14 protein-coding genes and 1 pseudogene are annotated in these 18,186 nt (G+C 34.4%); 7 read left to right on the plus strand and 8 right to left on the minus strand.

Annotated elements, in window-relative coordinates; all coding sequences use genetic code 11:
- The coding region (locus M4Z11_RS00490; protein ID WP_249674321.1) for a polymer-forming cytoskeletal protein at window positions 1-1,898 on the minus strand (1,898 nt) is incomplete at its 3' end.
- A gap of 404 nt (window positions 1,899-2,302) precedes the next feature.
- Between M4Z11_RS00490 and tsaD the strand changes: the two genes are divergently transcribed.
- Together tsaD and M4Z11_RS00500 are read left to right on the plus strand one after the other, a co-directional pair.
- Window positions 2,303-3,397 carry a tRNA (adenosine(37)-N6)-threonylcarbamoyltransferase complex transferase subunit TsaD gene (tsaD, locus tag M4Z11_RS00495; RefSeq protein ID WP_249674323.1) on the plus strand — a complete coding sequence of 365 codons (1,095 nt, stop codon included), beginning with the start codon at window positions 2,303-2,305 and terminating at the stop codon, window positions 3,395-3,397.
- Between the two features lie 37 nt (window positions 3,398-3,434).
- On the plus strand, window positions 3,435-3,863 hold the full coding sequence (locus M4Z11_RS00500; protein WP_249674325.1) for an EVE domain-containing protein: 429 nt from the start codon (window positions 3,435-3,437) through the stop codon (window positions 3,861-3,863).
- Here M4Z11_RS00500 and M4Z11_RS00505 read toward each other — a convergent pair.
- Window positions 3,860-4,423 carry a L,D-transpeptidase family protein gene (locus M4Z11_RS00505; RefSeq protein WP_249674327.1) on the minus strand — a complete coding sequence of 188 codons (564 nt, stop codon included), beginning with the start codon at window positions 4,421-4,423 and terminating at the stop codon, window positions 3,860-3,862. The genes M4Z11_RS00500 and M4Z11_RS00505 overlap by 4 nt on opposite strands.
- A 67-nt stretch (window positions 4,424-4,490) precedes the next feature.
- Between M4Z11_RS00505 and M4Z11_RS00510 the strand changes: the two genes are divergently transcribed.
- Window positions 4,491-5,174, plus strand: coding sequence for a response regulator transcription factor (locus M4Z11_RS00510; RefSeq protein ID WP_249674332.1), 684 nt, complete (start codon window positions 4,491-4,493; stop codon window positions 5,172-5,174).
- Between the two features lie 64 nt (window positions 5,175-5,238).
- Here M4Z11_RS00510 and M4Z11_RS00515 read toward each other — a convergent pair whose 3' ends face one another.
- The 5 genes and pseudogenes from M4Z11_RS00515 to argH form a co-directional block, all read right to left on the minus strand.
- Window positions 5,239-6,003 carry a class I SAM-dependent methyltransferase gene (locus M4Z11_RS00515; protein WP_249674336.1) on the minus strand — a complete coding sequence of 255 codons (765 nt, stop codon included), beginning with the start codon at window positions 6,001-6,003 and terminating at the stop codon, window positions 5,239-5,241.
- A gap of 232 nt (window positions 6,004-6,235) precedes the next feature.
- Entirely contained in the window at window positions 6,236-8,653 is a 2,418-nt protein-coding gene (locus M4Z11_RS00520) for a TIGR02302 family protein (RefSeq protein ID WP_249674340.1), read from the minus strand.
- A 116-nt stretch (window positions 8,654-8,769) separates the two neighbouring features.
- Window positions 8,770-10,044: a diaminopimelate decarboxylase gene (gene lysA / locus M4Z11_RS00525; RefSeq protein WP_249674344.1), complete on the minus strand. Its 1,275-nt coding sequence runs from the start codon at window positions 10,042-10,044 to the stop codon at window positions 8,770-8,772.
- Window positions 10,045-10,053: 9 nt separating this feature from the next.
- Window positions 10,054-10,233, minus strand: a complete 180-nt coding sequence (locus tag M4Z11_RS00530) for a hypothetical protein (protein WP_249674348.1) — start codon at window positions 10,231-10,233, stop codon at window positions 10,054-10,056.
- 13 nt (window positions 10,234-10,246) lie between these two features.
- Window positions 10,247-11,686, minus strand: a pseudogene (gene argH, locus M4Z11_RS00535) (argininosuccinate lyase).
- Between the two features lie 60 nt (window positions 11,687-11,746).
- Here argH and M4Z11_RS00540 point away from each other — a divergent pair.
- Window positions 11,747-12,445: a TlpA family protein disulfide reductase gene (locus M4Z11_RS00540; protein WP_249674351.1), complete on the plus strand. Its 699-nt coding sequence runs from the start codon at window positions 11,747-11,749 to the stop codon at window positions 12,443-12,445.
- A gap of 490 nt (window positions 12,446-12,935) precedes the next feature.
- Here M4Z11_RS00540 and M4Z11_RS00545 read toward each other — a convergent pair whose 3' ends face one another.
- Window positions 12,936-13,793: a YihY/virulence factor BrkB family protein gene (locus M4Z11_RS00545; RefSeq protein WP_409337876.1), complete on the minus strand. Its 858-nt coding sequence runs from the start codon at window positions 13,791-13,793 to the stop codon at window positions 12,936-12,938.
- A 682-nt stretch (window positions 13,794-14,475) separates the two neighbouring features.
- Between M4Z11_RS00545 and M4Z11_RS00550 the strand changes: the two genes are divergently transcribed.
- The 3 genes from M4Z11_RS00550 to M4Z11_RS00560 all read left to right on the plus strand — a co-directional run bounded on the left by M4Z11_RS00550 (window position 14,476) and on the right by M4Z11_RS00560 (window position 18,079).
- Window positions 14,476-15,648, plus strand: a complete 1,173-nt coding sequence (locus tag M4Z11_RS00550; RefSeq protein WP_249674357.1) for a COG4223 family protein — start codon at window positions 14,476-14,478, stop codon at window positions 15,646-15,648.
- 12 nt (window positions 15,649-15,660) lie between these two features.
- The gene (locus tag M4Z11_RS00555; protein ID WP_249674360.1) at window positions 15,661-17,205 is read left to right on the plus strand and encodes a heme biosynthesis protein HemY; all 1,545 of its coding nucleotides are present in this window, start codon (window positions 15,661-15,663) and stop codon (window positions 17,203-17,205) included.
- A gap of 88 nt (window positions 17,206-17,293) precedes the next feature.
- The gene (locus M4Z11_RS00560) at window positions 17,294-18,079 is read left to right on the plus strand and encodes a glutamine amidotransferase (RefSeq protein WP_249674363.1); all 786 of its coding nucleotides are present in this window, start codon (window positions 17,294-17,296) and stop codon (window positions 18,077-18,079) included.
- Window positions 18,080-18,186: the final 107 nt, after the last annotated feature.

The raw sequence follows: 18,186 nt of genomic DNA on the forward strand, positions 1-18,186 counted from the left end.
CGAGAAGGCTTAATACGAGGAGAAACTTTGGACACACTAAGGTCCTTGTTATCATTATTAATATTATTAGCTACATGAATCTCCTTAACTGTATGAACCTCGCCGCCTGCTTCAACCTTATAAACTACAACCTTTCTATCATTAAGATCTTCAACTTCAAGTACACTTTCATTAAAAGTTTTAGTTATGCTTCTATTAAAAGCTCGAATCTTTTTTGCATGAAAAGCGTTCTCTTCTTGTTTATGAAAAATTTCAATTTGTTTCTTATCAATAATTTCCATGTTGTGATCAAAAATAACATCTGTCGTGTAAATTGTTTCAAAACCAGAAAGCCGCGTATTATTAACTTCAGCATCACCGAAGATTTTGACTTGACCAGCAATTATGGAGCTACCTAAAATTTTTGCATCACCGAAAACTCGGGCACATCCATGAATTGTAGCATGACCATAAATTTTAGCATTTTCAGTCACTGCAGCAATTTCATAAACTTTTGCATCATTAGATATCTCACTATTACCGAAAACCTGAGCTTTTCCAAAAACAGAAGCATTTCCACTAATTTGGGCAGCATCCCAAATTTCTGCAGCTTCATAAATTTTGGCATATTGATAAACTTTGACTGCACCAGAAATTTTGGCATTATCGAAAACTTTAGCATTTCCGAAACATTTAACTTGCTCATTAATTATAGCATTTCCATAAACTTCAGCCCTATCATATACTTCAGCGTTTCCTCCAATTATAGATTTCCCAAAAATTCGAGCATCGTTATAAATTAAAGCGTGATTGCAAATTTGAGCACGGTTATAAATCTTGGCATCATCAAAAACTACACTGTAACCATGAACTTTGGCATTTCCCCAAATTTTCGCATTGCCTTTAATATGAGCATTTTGAAAAATCTTGGCTTTGTCATTAACTTTGGCGTTTCCATAAACCCGAGCACTATCATAAACGCTGGCTTTACCCGAAATTGTTGCAGTTTCATAAATCTTGGCGTTTCCATAAATCTTGGGGTCATCACGAATTTCTATATTACCCATAATTTCTGCGTTGCCGTAAATCTTACCACCAGAAATTATAGCATTTTGGTAAATATGAGAATTGCCGTAAATCTTGCAATTTCCATAAACCTTGGCATTATCATAAACGCTGGCAGAATCATAAACCCGGCTTTTGCCACGAATGTCACTGTTCCCACTAATATTAGCACTACCATAAACTACAGCGTGCTCATGAATTTTGCTTTTTCCATTAATATAAGCATTTCCAAAAATCCTAGCATTGCCAAAAATCTTGACGTTGCTAGTAATCTGAGCTCTTCCATAAACCTTTGCATTATCATAAATTTGTGCATTTCCATAGACATCGACGTATCCACACACTTCTGCTCTACCGCGAACTTTAACATTACCACTAATATGACACTTGCCATAAACTTTAGCATGATTATAAATTTCAACGCTTCCAGAAACCAGAGCTTTGCCATAAACTTGGGCATGTCCGTGAATCCTGACACTATCCTGAATCCTAGCATTCCCATAAACTCTGGCGTTTCCAAGAACCTCAGCGGCACCATAAATCCAACAATCACCCTCTTGCGATAAATTTTCTTCATTTTCAACAAAACCACCCCAATCACCTTCTGTTACATCTGCAAAGGATCTAATTGCTTTAATACGATAAGGTGCAGGACTTTTTCCTGTTAATACACAGACATATTTCAATTTTGAGGGATCTTTTAGTAGTAGCAAATTCTTTGTTAATTTTGGTATGAGAACCTTCTTTTGGTGTTCTGGTAAAGAAATTTCATTTTTTTGTCTTTTTGAAAGGACTGTACTTTTCAATTGTTTTAAAACTTCATTTGTAAAAAAATACTTTAAATCCTTAGGCATATCTCATTCTCCATGCCCCGCGGTAAATTCTAAGTTATTTAAATAATGAATTTTTTCAAGAATGAGTATATTAATTTTTTTTAATTTTTACTTATTGTGTTATTTAAGACACGTAATAATAAATGATTAATAGTCCATAATCAATAAAATAACACTTTAGATATAATTTGTAATCAAAGTTGAAGATAATTTTCATGAATTATTTATTTGTTTTTATTGTTGCTAAACTGATAGTAATTCATTGAAATGGTTTTAACCCATAAGTTGTATTGCTAATTATTTCAATGGGATAATAAGTAAAATCATTAACGCTTCTACTTGCAAAGTGAAATTCTTTGCATCTTTGTTTATTCATGATACATGTGTCTTTTAAAGATATTCTATAATGTAAGATTTGACCTAAGATGCGTTTGTTGGGAATAGAAACAAGTTGTGATGAAACTGCCGTCGCTGTTATTGAGCGCAATAATGAAGGAAAAAGCCGTATTCTTTCCAATATTATTTGGAGCCAAATTGATCACCATGCACCTTATGGTGGTGTTGTTCCTGAAATTGCTGCACGTGCTCACGTTGAAGTTCTTGATGGTTTGATTCTCCAAGCGCTTACAGAAGCCAATCTAAAACTTAAAGATATTGATGCCATTGCAGCAACAAGTGGTCCTGGTTTGATAGGAGGACTTTTAGTTGGACTCATGAGTGCAAAAGCATTAGCTTTTGCTACCAAAAAGCCTTTTATTGCAGTCAATCATTTAGAAGGACATGCTTTGACAGCTGTGTTAACGCATAATGTTAATTTTCCTTATTTATTACTCTTAGTTTCAGGTGGTCATACCCAAACAGTTCTTGTTCATAATGTGGGTCATTATCAGCGTTTAGGAAGCACTATTGATGATGCATTAGGAGAGGCCTTTGATAAAACCGCAAAACTCTTAGGTCTTTCCTATCCTGGTGGTCCAGCACTTGAAAAAGCTGCTTTATTGGGGGATAAAAATCGTATTTCCCTTCCACGACCTTTGAAGGGTGATAAGCGATTGGATTTTTCCTTCTCTGGCCTTAAAACTGCTGTTCGACAAGTTGCAACAGCTATGGCACCCTTGACAGAGAGTGATGTTTCCGACATTGCTGCAAGTTTTCAAGCAGCTGTTATCGATATATTGCAGGATCGGGTTAGTTTATCGTTGCAACAATTTATCTATCATTATCCTTTTTATCATCATGAAGCATCCACTCTTCCTGCTTTAGTAGTTGCTGGAGGAGTCGCTGCTAATCAGGCTATTCGTTCCAGTTTGCAAAAGCTTGCTCATAAACACGGCTTTGAATTTATTGCTCCACCTCTTTCTTTATGTACAGATAATGCTGCAATGATTGCTTTTGCTGGCGCTGAACGTTTAGCACGGGGACAAGTAAGTTCTCTTGATGTCGGACCTCGTTCACGCTGGCCATTAGATGAAAAATCTCTTCCTTTAATCGGGACAGGGCGTCGTGGAGTAAAAGTATAAACCTGTAAACTCATTAAAATTTATAAAAGGAGACTTCATGGCTTATTGGCTTTTCAAATCTGAACCGCATAAATGGTCATGGGACATGCAAAAACAAAAAGGAGGTGATGGTGAACAATGGGATGGTGTGCGCAATTATCAAGCGCGCAATAATATGCGGGCTATGAAATGTGGTGATAAAGGTTTTTTTTATCATTCAAATCAAGGATTAGAAATAGTTGGTATTGTAGAAGTATGTGCTGAAGCACATCCTGATTCTACTAGTTTAGATCCACGCTGGGAATGTGTAGATATTCGTGCTATTTGTGATATACCAAATCCCGTTTCATTAAAACAAATTAAAGCTAATCCAAGATTAAAAAATATGATGCTGGTTAAGGCTATGCGTTTATCGGTACAAGCAGTTACAGAAGATGAATGGAAAGAAATCTGTTCTATGGGAGGATTGAAACTAGCATATCTTTAACCTAAAATGATAATTTTAGTTTGCTGATTAATGTAAGGCAAGATACGTTGCATATCACGATATGAAAGTGCAATACATCCTTCTGTTGGCATATAATTGTTTCGTGCTAAATGTATAAAAATAGCACTTCCTTTTGCCATCTTTCGTTCTCTAATATTCCAATCCAGAATAAGTCCCATATCATAAAGGCCATCTTCACGTTGCATCTTTTCAGCACTTTTGGGATAAGGAAGACGTACCAAACGATTATAATTAGCATCTCCACTTGCATCACACCAACCATCGTGTGCTTGAATATGACGGATTGCTAAATTTGAACGTGGGAAATAACGGTAAAAATTATTGCGAAATCCCCCTAAACAACGCATATTTGCTAAAGGAGTAGCACCGTCGCCTTCACGTTTAAAAGCAGAAATACCAGCTCGCCCTAAAGCACAAAAAAAACGATGCTGACCGATACAAAAAATACCCCGTGTTTGCATACCTGTTTGTCGACGGATGACAATAGAAGAAACGGAAGTTTGTTTTATATATATTTTCTTTTTTAATGCCACTTGCATGCAATCCTATTTTTATGAAATTATTCTCTACCCAATTTTATTGTAAATATACCTTATAGGGAAAAAAATGAAGGACTATACCCTTTTAATCGTTGAGGATGATAATGATCTTCGTTCCATTCTTGTAGAACAATTGCAAATTCATAAAGAATTTGAAGTGCTTCAAGCAGAAACTGCTGAAATAGGGGTTACAGTAGCTCAAAAAGAAAATGTTGATCTAGCTATTTTTGATGTAAAACTTCCTGACCTTGACGGTCGTGAAGCCGTAAAAAAATTACGTTTCCAAGGATTTCGCGCTCCTATTATTATGATTACTAATTGTGATACAGATTGCGATACTATTTTAGGTTTTAAAATGGGTGTTAATGATTACGTGACAAAACCTTTTCGTTTTTCAGTGTTGTTAGCTCGTATTCGCGCCCAATTACGGCAATATGAATATAATGAAAATGTAATTTTTTATATTGGCCCTTACATTTTTAAACCTAGGGAAAAATTCCTTATTGATAAACAGAACGATAAAATCCACCTCACAGAAAAAGAAACAGCAATTCTTCAATATCTTTATGATAACAGAAATAAAATTGTAAATCGTGAAACATTATTGGAATACATTTGGGGCTATAACGCAGATATTATCACTCATACATTAGAAACTCATATTTATCGTTTGCGTAAAAAAATTGAAAAAGATCCTTCTAAAGCAAAAATTCTTGTTACAGATCATAATGGATATCGTTTGAATCTTTAATTGTTCTACACGCGCACTATTTAAATACAGTTTGGAGAACATTTCCTCTAAAATAAAAATCAGATTATTGTGATTTGTCTCTTTCACATGCTTGTGGTGTTAACGTAGGAATAAAAACGCGTCGCGACTGACGACGCTGCACAAAAGAACCTTGATAGACATGTTTTTCTGCTGAGCACACTAAAAGCCCACCAAAATAAGGAAAAATATGACTTGCTAATGATTCATAAAAGAATGAAAATAACCGCGATACATAGCTTAAAGAAGGCGTATAATGTAGAATTTCTTGTACTGGTCCATTAATAAAATTGGCTTCTTTAAATAAACGAACTACTTGTTGTCGACTATAAGATTCTCCATAGCCAAAAGGTGTGTGATCATTACGTGCCCATAATCCACAACGATTGGGAACAATAACAATAAGGCGGCCATTAGGAATCAAAACACGCCATATTTCGTTTAGTGTTTCGTGTGAATTTTTTGTATATTCAAGTGCATGCACCAATAAAACGCAATCAATCGAAGCATCAGGAAGAGGCAATTCTTCTTCAAAAACAAGCGCTGTAGCGACCTTATCAAGATAAGGCCAAGGTGATGCTCCTTGACTAGCAGGCATAAAAGCATAACATTGCTTCGCACGTTTACGCAATACAGAAAGATAAGGAAGTGCATAACCAAGGCCCATAACTCGTTTATCTATAAGATCAGGCCAAAAGATATTTAATTGATCACAAACTGTCGTTTGTACACGCATACCAAGCGTAGAAGTATAAAAATCTTTTAATGTAATTATGTCCAATTTTAAATACCGTTTAGAAGCAAATTTCAAGTATCGCAAGTTTTTACATACTTAAATTTATATGGAATTCTGCTTTTTTGTCTCAAGAAGAAAAATCTTAATCTTTAATTTTCTTCATGCGAATGATCTTAAAAGCACAGGAAAAAAGTTATTTTATAGTCTCCTTCATTATAAATAATTCACTTTATTATTATTTGTAGTGCTTTTCTTCCCATAATTATTTGCAATATATTTTTCAAAGGAGTAGCGAATAAATTATTCTTCAATTAAAATGAAGTAATCTTTCAAGATAATTCTTTTCTTCTTCTGAAATATGCTCATTGCTAAGGCGTTTGCGAATTTCATCCAAAATTTGCCGTGCGCGCATCTTATCATTTTCTTTTGGTTCAATTACACCTTCTTGTTTTTTGTTAATTTCTGAGGAAAGTGGACGCCCTAACGGATCTTTACGATTATGAATGGCATTCTGATTATTTTCTGCTTTGTTGAGAATTTCACGCATCTTTTTTAACACATTTTGTGCGCCTTGTCGTAAAGCTTCTAAAGCATCTGATTGATTTTGTATTGACAGCTCATGATCTTGTTTATCAAGAGCATCTCTTGCAGAATTCATTTTCTCTTCTGCTTCTTTCAGGGCATCACTTGGTTCAAATCCTTCTGCTGTCAATTCTTTTTTCAATATTGATAATTCAGATTGCAATTCATTTTGGCGTTTTTTCAAGGTTTCACTCTGTACTTTGGGCGTAATGTTTCCATGTCGCTGATCTGTTTCTAAATTGTGGGTATCATTAAGAATTTCTTGCTGACGGCGCATTAAATCACCAAGTTGATCTATTTTTTCTTTCATTTGTGTCGTTTGGTTCTTATTTTGCTCATTTGTTTGATGATTTTTTCGTATTTGCAAATGATCAAGTGTTTGTTCAATTTCGGCTAAAAGCTGTTCAGCTGCAGAAGAAGAGCCCATTTTAGCCATTTCCTCAATCGAATTCAGTTTGTTTTGTAATACATCTGTAGAAAGATTAGCTTCTTTCGAATCGTTATTTTCTGGTGCTTTTTCAGCTAAAGCATTGATGTAATCACTTACAGCTTGTCGTAAGTCTGCCATAAGTCGCTCGATTTCAGTAGTAGAAGCACCATGCCGCAACGCGTCACGGAGAGCAGCTTGTGCTTGTTTTAATCTCTGTTGAGCAGACTCGAACTGATTATCTTCAATACCTAAAGCAATTTCCCATAAATGATCAATGACATTTCGCAATTGATCCTCTGTTTGTGCCATAGAAAGCCTTGTCCATGCGCTCTGTAAAAGAAGAAAATGAGTTATATTTTGAAGACCATTTTCTGGACATAAAAGCAGAGCAGAAAGCATATCAAGCACATACTCGCGTTTAGATGCGTTAAGAGCCAACAAACGACGTTGTTCATTGATGGCACGTGCAACAGGATTCGCAAAAATACGCTGTGGTAATGTCATGATAAAAGTTTTACTGCGCCCCTGTTGGCCAGCTCCATCTTTTACTACCAAAGTGATTTTTACTTCTGAACCAGCCCATGGATGGCTTGATAAATCTTGCACTGTCCGCATTTTACCTTTTCCACCACGTGCTAAAAGAAGCTTTATTTCAGGTGCTTTATAAAGGGGAGGGCTATTTTTTTTCTGATCAAAAAAAGGTTCTATTTCAACAAAAGCATTTGTAACTCCATAATCATCATCCATTTCATACTTTAATTCTAATGATCCAGATAAAATTCTCTCTGGTTTTTCTAACCAATGAATCGTCGGTAATTGATCTTTAATCATGTGTAAATGCCATTGTTGTTGCTTATGGCGCGACGATAAAGATAAATATATTGAACGCTCTAAATGTGTTTCAAAACGAATAATTGAATTATTTAAAGTCGGTTGTTCATTCTTCTTAGTAAGTGGAATTTTCTGTCCATCTTCTTCAGAGATTGCTGTTACTGTAATACCAGCACCATTGACAATACGTACAACAACCTCACTGCCTTCAGGAACTGTAAATTGTGTTGTTTCATTTTGCGTTAAATAAATGGGTGCAACTCCTGTATAAGCAGGCGGTGTAACCCAAGCATCAATTCGCATTGATGTTTCATCAACGGGAGGACGAAAATCAAATGCATCTGCTAAACGTCCACCTGATGAACCAAAAGAAAAACTGAAAGCACAAGCACAAAATAGAACAAATAAAGCTCTAAGAGCCATAGGATCGTAGGAAGCACTTTTGAGGTGAATTAATCCGATTCGCAAATGATGCAATTGTTCCGCCATACGACGCTGATGTTCGCGCCAAATATTTGTAGTTGTATCTTCTTCATCTTCAAAGTGTAAACGATCCGTTTGAACATTTAGAGGTTGGTGTTTGAGATTATTTGTTCGTTCGATATGGTCATTAATATCTTTAATTTTAGGCAAACGGAAACCGAAAAGCAGAGAAAGACTCCCTGCTGCTATAAAAAGCACTAGCCACAGAAGAAATAAATGCGCCCAATAACCAAGAGCATTGAAAATGCCAAACCAACTAAGCGACAATAAAAGGCTTAGAGCAAGAAAAAAAGGTAATAATCGTGGCCATATTCGCTCACAAAACAGAATACACCAAACAAGAATGCGCACAAACAAAAGCTTTAGTTCTGAAAAACTTTTGATGTTTTTATTTTTCATAGATAAACATTTACCCTCTTTTTATAGCAGCGCGTTAAAATCATAAGATTCATACAAAATAATTATCAGAAAATAAATTGTTTCATTAGAGTTGAGTGAAAATAAGACCAAGATATTTAAAAATTCTCAATCCAATTTGGAATTTGATCGAGACCTATTAATTGTGCATAATCAAGACGTGGGCGAATAACTGCATAATGCATGTCTTGAACTAAAACCTCTGGTATTAAAAGCCGACTATTATAAGTATTTGACATTACCGCGCCATAAGCCCCCGCTCCTGTAATTACTAAAAGATCTCCTGTTGACAATATAGGCAAAGAACGATTCAAGCCTAAATAATCACCCGTTTCACAAATAGGACCAACAATATCTGCATTGATAAGTAAAGCATCTATTGGTTTCTCTTGTACCAGTAGCACATTTTGCCAAGCTTCATAAAGTGTTGGGCGAATGAAATCATTCATTGCTGCATCAACAATAACAAAATTTCGCTCTTTTCCCCTTTTAAAATGTATAACAGATGTGACTAATATACCAGCTTCACCAACAATACTGCGTCCAGGCTCTAGGATAATATTGATCCCTAAAGGAGCAATATGTTTTCTAACGAGTGCAGCATAATCAAAAGGAGAAGGCACGGAGTAATGTTCAGAACCATAAGAAATGCCAAGTCCTCCTCCAATATCAACATGCGTTATAGCATAACCATCATCCCACAACTGACGGACAAAATCTGCTGTAATAAGAAAGGCATCTTCAAAGGGTGTTAAATCACAAATCTGACTGCCAATATGTATATCTACACCACAAACATGTAAACCAGGCAACTGAGCGGCTTTTTTATACACTTCTCGTGCTGATGAGAGTGGAATCCCGAATTTATTTTCAGATTTGCCTGTTGTGATTTTTTTATGAGTTTTTGCATCCACATCTGGATTAATTCGTAATGAAATGCGTGCTGTTGTCGAAAGTGCAACAGCACGTGCGGATAATTGTTCAAGTTCTGGTTCTGACTCAACATTAAAACAATGAATATTTTGTGTAAGAGCAAAATCGATCTCTTTAACTGTTTTACCAACACCAGAATAAACAATTTGGTGAGTAGGGATACCGGCTGCAAGTGCACGTCGCAGTTCACCTTCTGATACCACATCAGCCCCTGCTCCGCTTTGTGCTAAGAGCCGTAAAATCGCTTGATTAGAATTAGCTTTAACCGCATAAGCAATCAGATAAGGCATATCTTGAAATGCTTGCTGATAATTTTTAAAATTTGTAATAAGTGTACGAACTGAATAACAATAAAAAGGTGTTCCTACCTCTTGCGCGAGCATAGAAAGTGAAAGATCTTCAGCATGAAGTTCACCTTGATAATAAGAGAAGAAATGCATAAAAAAAACCTATTGTATCAGCTGATCGAGAATAAAAGGCTTATCTGCTTTGCTTTCAGAAATAAATGCTTCTTGCGAAGGATTTATTATCGTTGAAGATGGTAAATCTAGTATTTCTCTACGTCCACACCCAACTATGATAACATTGCAGAAAAGAATAATTATTAAATTTTTCACAATGGTTATCATATATCTTTTCCTATTATATGGATATTGTTTCTGTTTTATTTTTTGCATTAAAAAATAAAATCACTTGAGCGGCTATAAGGCGCTTTTTCCAATAAGCAATCTGACGCAGTACTTTTGAAGGTGCTGTTCCACCAAAATTTTTTCGGCTTTCAACAGATTTCTCAACTGTCAAAATATAAAAAATAGCTGTATTGATATTTGGATGTATCGTTTGAAGTTCAACTAATGATAACTCATTAAGAGTACACTGTTTTTTTTCTGCTAATGCCATAATACATCCAGTGATATGGTGTGCCTCACGGAAAGAAAGTTCTAATTCACGAACAAGCCAATCAGCTAAATCAGTCGCTGTTACATATCTAAAATGAGTTGCTTCTTTCATGGCTTCTTTATTAACTTTAAAATCACCAATAATTCTTGTCATTGCTGCTAGCGATAATTCCAAACTCAAAGCCCCATCGAACACATATTCTTTATCTTCTTGCATATCTTTTGAATAAGCAAGGGGTAAATTTTCATTACCGTTAATAGTCCAATCAAGGCAGCATTTAACTGGCCTGCTTTAGCACGTATAAGCTTAGCAGCATCGCGATTTCTCTTGTGTAGCATGATAGGGCATAATAGATGAATTCGTTGAAAAAGCATCTGATAAATGAATAAAATGAAATTGTGTACTCGACCAAAGAACAATTTCTTCTGCTAAGTGCGAAAGATGCATGGCACAAAGAGTTCCAATGCTTAAAAATTCTAATGCAAAATCATGATCCGAAACACTATCAATTGAATTGCGTGTTGGCTCACGCAAACACAATGCTTCTGCTGTCATAAAACGGTCAATCGAAAAACTTGTACCTGCTAAAGCAGCAGCCTATAAGGGGGATTCATCCATTCGTTTAATCGCATTACACATACGCGATAGATCTTGACTAAACATTTCAATGTAGGCCATCATATAGTGACCAAATGTGACGGGCTGTGCATTTTGTAAATGTGTAAACTCTGACATAAAAGTATCGACATGTTGTTCTGCGCGAATCAGTAATTGTTTTATCAGCCTTTTTAAAGCTTATACCATTTTTTGCATTTCTTCTCGTACCTACAAACAAAAATCAACAGCGACTTGATCATTTCGTGAACGTTCTATGTGTAAACGCTCTGCAATAGGGCCAATTAATTCATTCAGTCGTGCTTCAATATTCATATATATATATATATCTTCAAGTTTTCGTGAAAATGTGAATGCACCCATTTCAATTTCTTGACAAATTTTCTTTAAGCCATGGGCAATTTCTTTATAGTCCGATTGCGAAATGATCTTAGTTTACGCTAGCATTGCTACATGACAAAGTGAACCTTCAATATCTTGTTTATAAAGTTTTTGATCAAAATCAATTGAAACGTTAATTTCTTCCGTAATTGCAGCAGATCCTGCTTTAAATTGGCCGCTCCACATCTGGTTTTTTTATTCCTTATCTGTCATACTTTAAAATACTTCTTGAGAAGGACAAAAATTATGATCCATCAAATTTTTATTAGCCGAAAAAATAAAAATAAAAAAACACAATACTTCTTTGTGTTTTTTACCATTGTTTTAAGTTTATACATAACCATCAATCAAAATAACAACAGAAGAGCACTCTTTCCAAATTTTATTTCAGAGGCAAGAGCTCAAGCAACAGATATTAATAAAAAACAGACGGAAAAAGTAGAAAAAATTAAAAAAGCAGCAAAGGGCTTTTTTACATATATACGATTTGCTGATACTTCCTATGATATGAATCAATTTTCTTTTAAAGATATTGAGGGAAAAGATCATAAATTGTCTGAATTTATGGGAAAACCAATACTCGTTAATTTATGGGCTTTTTGGTGTACACCTTGCCGTGCAGAAATGCCAGAATTAGCACAATTAAAACGTGATATGGGGGGAAATAATTTCGATGTTATAGCTATTAACATTGATAAAAATACTTCTGCTGAAAAAATTAAAAAGTTTTTAAGTGATGCTCATGCTGATAATTTGGTTTATTATCGGGATAACACAATGAATATTTTCCAGGATATTAGAAAAAAAGGACTTGCTTTAGGTTTGCCTATCACATTTCTCATAGGTAAAAATGGTTATCTTATCGCTTCATTCAATGGAGCTGCTCCATGGGCTGATGATGATGCAAAAGCGCTTATAAAAGCCGTTATTGAAGAGGATTTATAGCTTTATAATTTTTTAAACATAGTGCGATTAAATCTAATAATAATGAATAAAAAAAGGTGTATTTTTGCAATAAAAAAGATAAGCTTCACCTGTTAGATGGCTTTATTCCTAAAAATCTTTCATAAAATTGTTCATTATTAACAGCTTGACCAATCACAATTTCGCAGAAGAAAATATCTCATTGGTAAAAGGTACATTCACTTAGATTGTGCAACTTGTATTTCACACTAAAAAAGAGACCCCATTTGTAAAAATGAAATTAGTTTCATGATTATAATTTAAATTTTGTTATCTATATCAAGAGTAACAGTTGCTTCTATAATAAGGGATTTTTAGGAGAGAACAAACAATTAGGTACAATAAATATTTAGAACTGATAAAAGTTTTATACTATGGTCAATTTCAGACTTTTAAAAACTTAGCGTCAATACTATCTCCAAAAGTGATATGAGTTTTTTGTGTTTTTCTTTTACTTTTAATCAATAGAAGATTACTTTAATTTATCTATGCGTTTTGAATGATTACGGTAAAATATAATTGCTGCATTTATTTCTCCTCCTAAAATAAAAATTGCACTTAATATGTACAGAAAAATAATTGCAACCATAATAGAGGTTAATCCTGCATAAGTAGAAGTATAATTAAACATTATTAAATATTGTGCGAAGGCAATAGAGGCTAAAAACCAAACAAATATTGTCACTAAAATACCTGGTAAAATATCTATTACTTTTCGTTGTCCTGCCGGCAACCATTTGTGAACAATTAAAAGACTCGTAAAAAGAACAATTATCGCAATTACATAACGCCATAAACGAATCATACTAATATATTCAGTGATGTGGGAAGGGTAGTTTTGCATAATTTTAATCAGCAAAGGTGCTAAAACCAATAAAAAACTAATAACAACAAGACCTACTGTCCCAATAATCACGAAAAACAAACTTTGAAAACGACAAAAAAACAAGCTGCGCTGATCAATAACGCGGTAAGCTTTATTTAATGCTGTACGCAAAGCGCTCACACCATTTGAAGCAAAATAAGCTGCTCCAATAACTGAAAGCGTTAATAAATCTCCTCGTTGTGTGGTTAGGACAGTAATGATTTCTTTAGAAAGAGGTTCTGCAATTGCATCCGGCAACAATTGCACAAGTGCTTCAATTTTTTGCGGCGTATATGTAAATGCTCCGAGAAAACTAGCAAGAGATGTCCCAAAAATAAAGAAAGGAAAAAATGCTAAAAGTCCAGAAAGTGCAACATGGCTCGCAAAGGCACTCCCATTATCACGTAAATAATGGCTTACTGCATTACAAAAAATACTGTAGCTATACCACAATGCCCTTTTTATCAAATTTAAATACCTTTGGATAATATCTTCACAATTAGCACAGTTTTCTCGTTAGGGGTATATAAAAATGGAAAACATTTGCACAACAGGAACTGTTTACCAGAATGTTCGTATACGCTAGAAACAACGATTGTATACTTCTATTTTAGAACATTTTTTACTGTGGGGAATATATCGAAAATAAAAGGGGAAAATCGATTTTAGAGCGTGATAAGGTTCTAATAATAAGAAACATTCATAAACGAAACTGAATTATTTTAAAAGTAATGAAGTTATGAAGAAAGTTTTAAAGAGTTTATATTGTTCAACTATACTCATAAAAATATTAGATAGCATTCAACCCAAGTATTTTCTCGTATGCACTATGGAGAGCATTCTTTAAATTAAAATTAGAGGAATAAGGCTGTTTGGATGTTTATATTTTTGTGGCTTGTAAGAGTTTCCATTCTAAACTATTTCCTGATTGTTCGTAAAATATTATAGGATTGAATATATTCATCATTCTTATTTTAAAAAAGGATCTTCAATAGGGAAAATTTTAAAAGATTTTTCTACATTTATCATATATTGTTCACAAAAAACACTATGCGACAAAGGGTATTATTCGAAAAACATTTAATTAAAGTTTTTTTCATTTTGTTATCGTATTGTAAAAAAGCATGTGATAAGAAAAGTGATCATTATGGTAAATTCTTCAAGATCGAAAGAAAAATTAAAAAATCATAAGGCGTCTGTTGTTCAATCTGAAATTATAGATCATGACTCAGAGCAAGAAGCACAACATTTAGCAGAGCCAATAACAACAAAGCAAAGCAGTGTCGAGAGAAAAAACATATGCGGTGTTGGTATTGCTTTGACTTCTTTAGTGGTTTCAGGGATTATTGGTGGTCTTATCACTGTAAGTTTTTGGGTAGGCATTCAAAAAGCAGGTTTTCTTCCTTCTTTTTTAGTAGTTGATCGTTTTGAGGAGGAAAAAAATCTTCAGATTACTATACGCGCAAAAGAAAAAGCAGAAGAAACAGAAAAACAGTTGAATCATGTGCTTCAACAGTTTGATACATTGAAGAAAGATTTTTCTTCTTTTTCATCACAACGGGTTGAAGCTTTTCAGGAAGATGAATCTTTTCAAAAGGAGAGAAGCAAAGTTTTTACAATCTTAGAGAAAAAAGTAGATGCTTTCGAAAAGTATGTCCAAGCTTTGACTGGAATATCAGAAGATATAAAGACAGCTTTATTTGTTGGGCAAAGTAATAAAAATGATATTATCATCTTAAAACAACGGTTAGATAATATACAAAAGGAAATAGCCACTCAAAATAACAAAAAAGATGGAATAAATACTGCGATGTTTGTTGCAGTAAGTGCATTAAAAAACGCTATAGATCGTGGTGGATCTTATATGCGTGAATTGGAAACAGTGCAACATTTTTCACCTTCTATTGCGGGATTTGATTTGTTACAGAAAACAGCAAGTACGGGTCTTCCAAGTCCTGCAAAGCTTTCAGCTGATTTTGCTTATGTTGCAGATAAAATTGTTGGTACGCAAAATAGTATTGTACCGAATGCTGATTTTTTAAAGAAGGTTAAGGTATGGATAAAAAGTCTTATTGTTTCGCGTCCAATTGGATATGTTGAAGGGACAACAGTGCCTGCAGTTGTGGCTCGGATGGAAGTTGCTATTCAAGCTGGAGATTATGAAAAAGCTTTAGCTGAATGGCAAACTTTACCTCAAAATGCTAAAGATATTTCGGTAGATTTTATTGATCAGCTTAAACAACATCTTGCTGTCCACCACGTTCTTCAACAGATGTTGATTGTTAGGCCAAAAAGATCTTCCGAAGCTGCAAAGATGTAAATAGGATCAAAAATGATACGTATTTTTATTTATATTTTTGCCGTTTGTGCAATCGGTGCAGTTTTTAGCTGGGGTGCCAATAATAATAACTTTTTGGTCATAACATTTTTGCAGATGCGGTTTACTGTCTCATTGCTTACGATTATTAGTGGGCTTGTTATACTGTTGACGATATTAGTGTTTTTATGGAAGTTTTTTGGAATTATTTTTTCCATTCCTGGAACTTTATACAGCTTTTTTTCTGGATGTTACCAAGAATATGGACGCAAAGCTCTTATAAAGGGTTTGCTTGCAGTTTCCGCAGGTGATTATATAGCTGCACAAAAAATGGAAATACGCGCATTAAAATACCTTGTAAAAGATTATGAACCGTTGATAAAGCTTTTAAGAGCTCAAATCTTATCTTTGCAAAAAGATTCTATGAAAGCTATTGCTCTTTATGAAGAAATGCAAAAAGAAGAACCGACAAAGCTTGCTGGGCTTTATGGTTTGTTTCATGAAGCTATAAATACAAAAGCTTATGATGTAGCACAGCACTATGCAGAAGAGGCACTAGCTTTGTCGCCAGCTCTTTCATGGGCTCAACAGTTTGTTCTCGATCGATTGAGTGCTGAGGGGCAATGGAATAAAGCACTTGATGTTTTTCATCGAGCGCAAAGAGTTTTGCCACATTCTGAGCATTATACTTCAGAACGTAAGTATACTCATGCTCTTTTATTAAGTGGGTTAGCACTTCATCTTATTGAGACACAACTCGTGGAAGCACGTAAAGCTATTTTAAAGGCCCATAAATTGATGCCTGATTTTGTACCAATAACGTTGATTATGGTAGATATCCTTTATCGATTAAAAGAAGTTCGCAAAGCTGATAAAATGATTATTAAAGCTTGGCAGAAAAATCCTCATCCTGATTTTGGTGCACTTTATCTTAGGCGAGAAGAAAGTGCAGTTGGGCGTTTGAAAAGAGCTAAAATACTTGCTTCTTATAATAAAGATATATTTGAGTCAGCTTTTATTGTTGCAAAAGCTGCTCTGGATGCAGGGGAATTGGAATTAGCAAGAGAGCACGCACAAAGAGCACTAACTTATCATCCGCGTGAAAGCGTTTATTTATTGTTGGCAGATATTGAAGAAGCACAAGGTAATGGTCAAGGGAGTCATCAATGGTTGTCTTTAGCATTACGTGCAGAACGTGATCCAGCATGGGCTTGTGATGGTTCTTTCTTTCCTTTTTGGTCGGCAGTTTCTCCAATCAGCGGTCGATTAGGTCGTTGTGAATGGAAAGTACCTCCCCGTTGTCCTCCTATAACATTAGAAATTGATAACATGGTGCTGAAAAAAGAAGACAAAAGAGGGATCGTAAATGAAAAAAAAGTTATTAAAGATAAATCCTTTGAAGAAAAGTCATTGGTAGGGCCTGATTTTTTATTAAAGTCGCATACAAAAAAACAGAATAGAAAAAAAGTTGATCAGATATCTTTAAATGCTGAAGATTTAGAGAGTAAGGAAGAAGAAAAAAGGATTTCTTTACCAAGAGAGAAATTTCAATTATTTTAGAGGTGTTGTAGATATTTTTGATAAAAATAACGCTCTTATTCATTACAAAATTAAATTAAATCTGGTTGTAAAAATGATTGGTTGAAGAATGTTTTTCGCGAAAACATGTCTTGATAAAAAACAAAGAAACAGTAAACTAAAAATTGCGGTAGTTTTGCATCATCAATCTCCGCAGACTGGTTTTTTAGGGAAATTTTTACAAAGAAATGGTTTTGTTCTTGATTTTTATTATCCTATTTTAGGGCAAAAACTTCCTAAAACATTGAAATATCACGCTGGTGTTGTCATTCTAGGTGGTCCGATGAGTGTGAATGATAAGGATGTCTATATTCATGAGGAAATTGATTGGGTTTCATTATCTTTGAAAGACAATAAGCCTTTTTTAGGAATTTGCCTTGGAGCACAGATGCTTGCAAAAAATTTAGGTGGGTGTGTTGCTGCAAAAAGCGATAAAAGTGTAGAAATCGGTTGGTATCCATTGGAAGCAACTTTGCAAGGAAAGGCACTTATGAATTGGCCAGAAATGGTTTATCATTTACATAATGAAGGAATCTATGATTTGCCTAAAGAAGCTATTCTTTTGGCAAGAGGTCAGACATATCCCACACAAGCTTTTTGTTATGGTAATAATGCATGGGGTTTACAATTTCATCCTGAATTAACGCGTACAATGATACAAGATTGGTTAATACACTCAGCTCAAGAATTAACTAAAAAAGGTGCTCAGTCTGCTTTTACACATTTAAAAGGTTATTCACTCTATGGTCAAAGTTTACGCGAATGGTTTGACAATGCATTACAACAAATTTTCGGTGTTCCCACTGTTTGTAATATGGGAATTGAGAATTATACCGATTCTGAAAATTATTATTAAAAAAGAATTTTAATTTAATAAGTTATGTTGAACAATGTAATATCAAAAAATCCAAACAGGCATGATCATTATTATTTTCGTAGAAGAAAAGAGAGCAATAAAGAATA

The organism is Bartonella bilalgolemi (genome assembly GCF_023500045.1).
Classification (GTDB): Bacteria; Pseudomonadota; Alphaproteobacteria; order Rhizobiales; family Rhizobiaceae; genus Bartonella; species Bartonella bilalgolemii.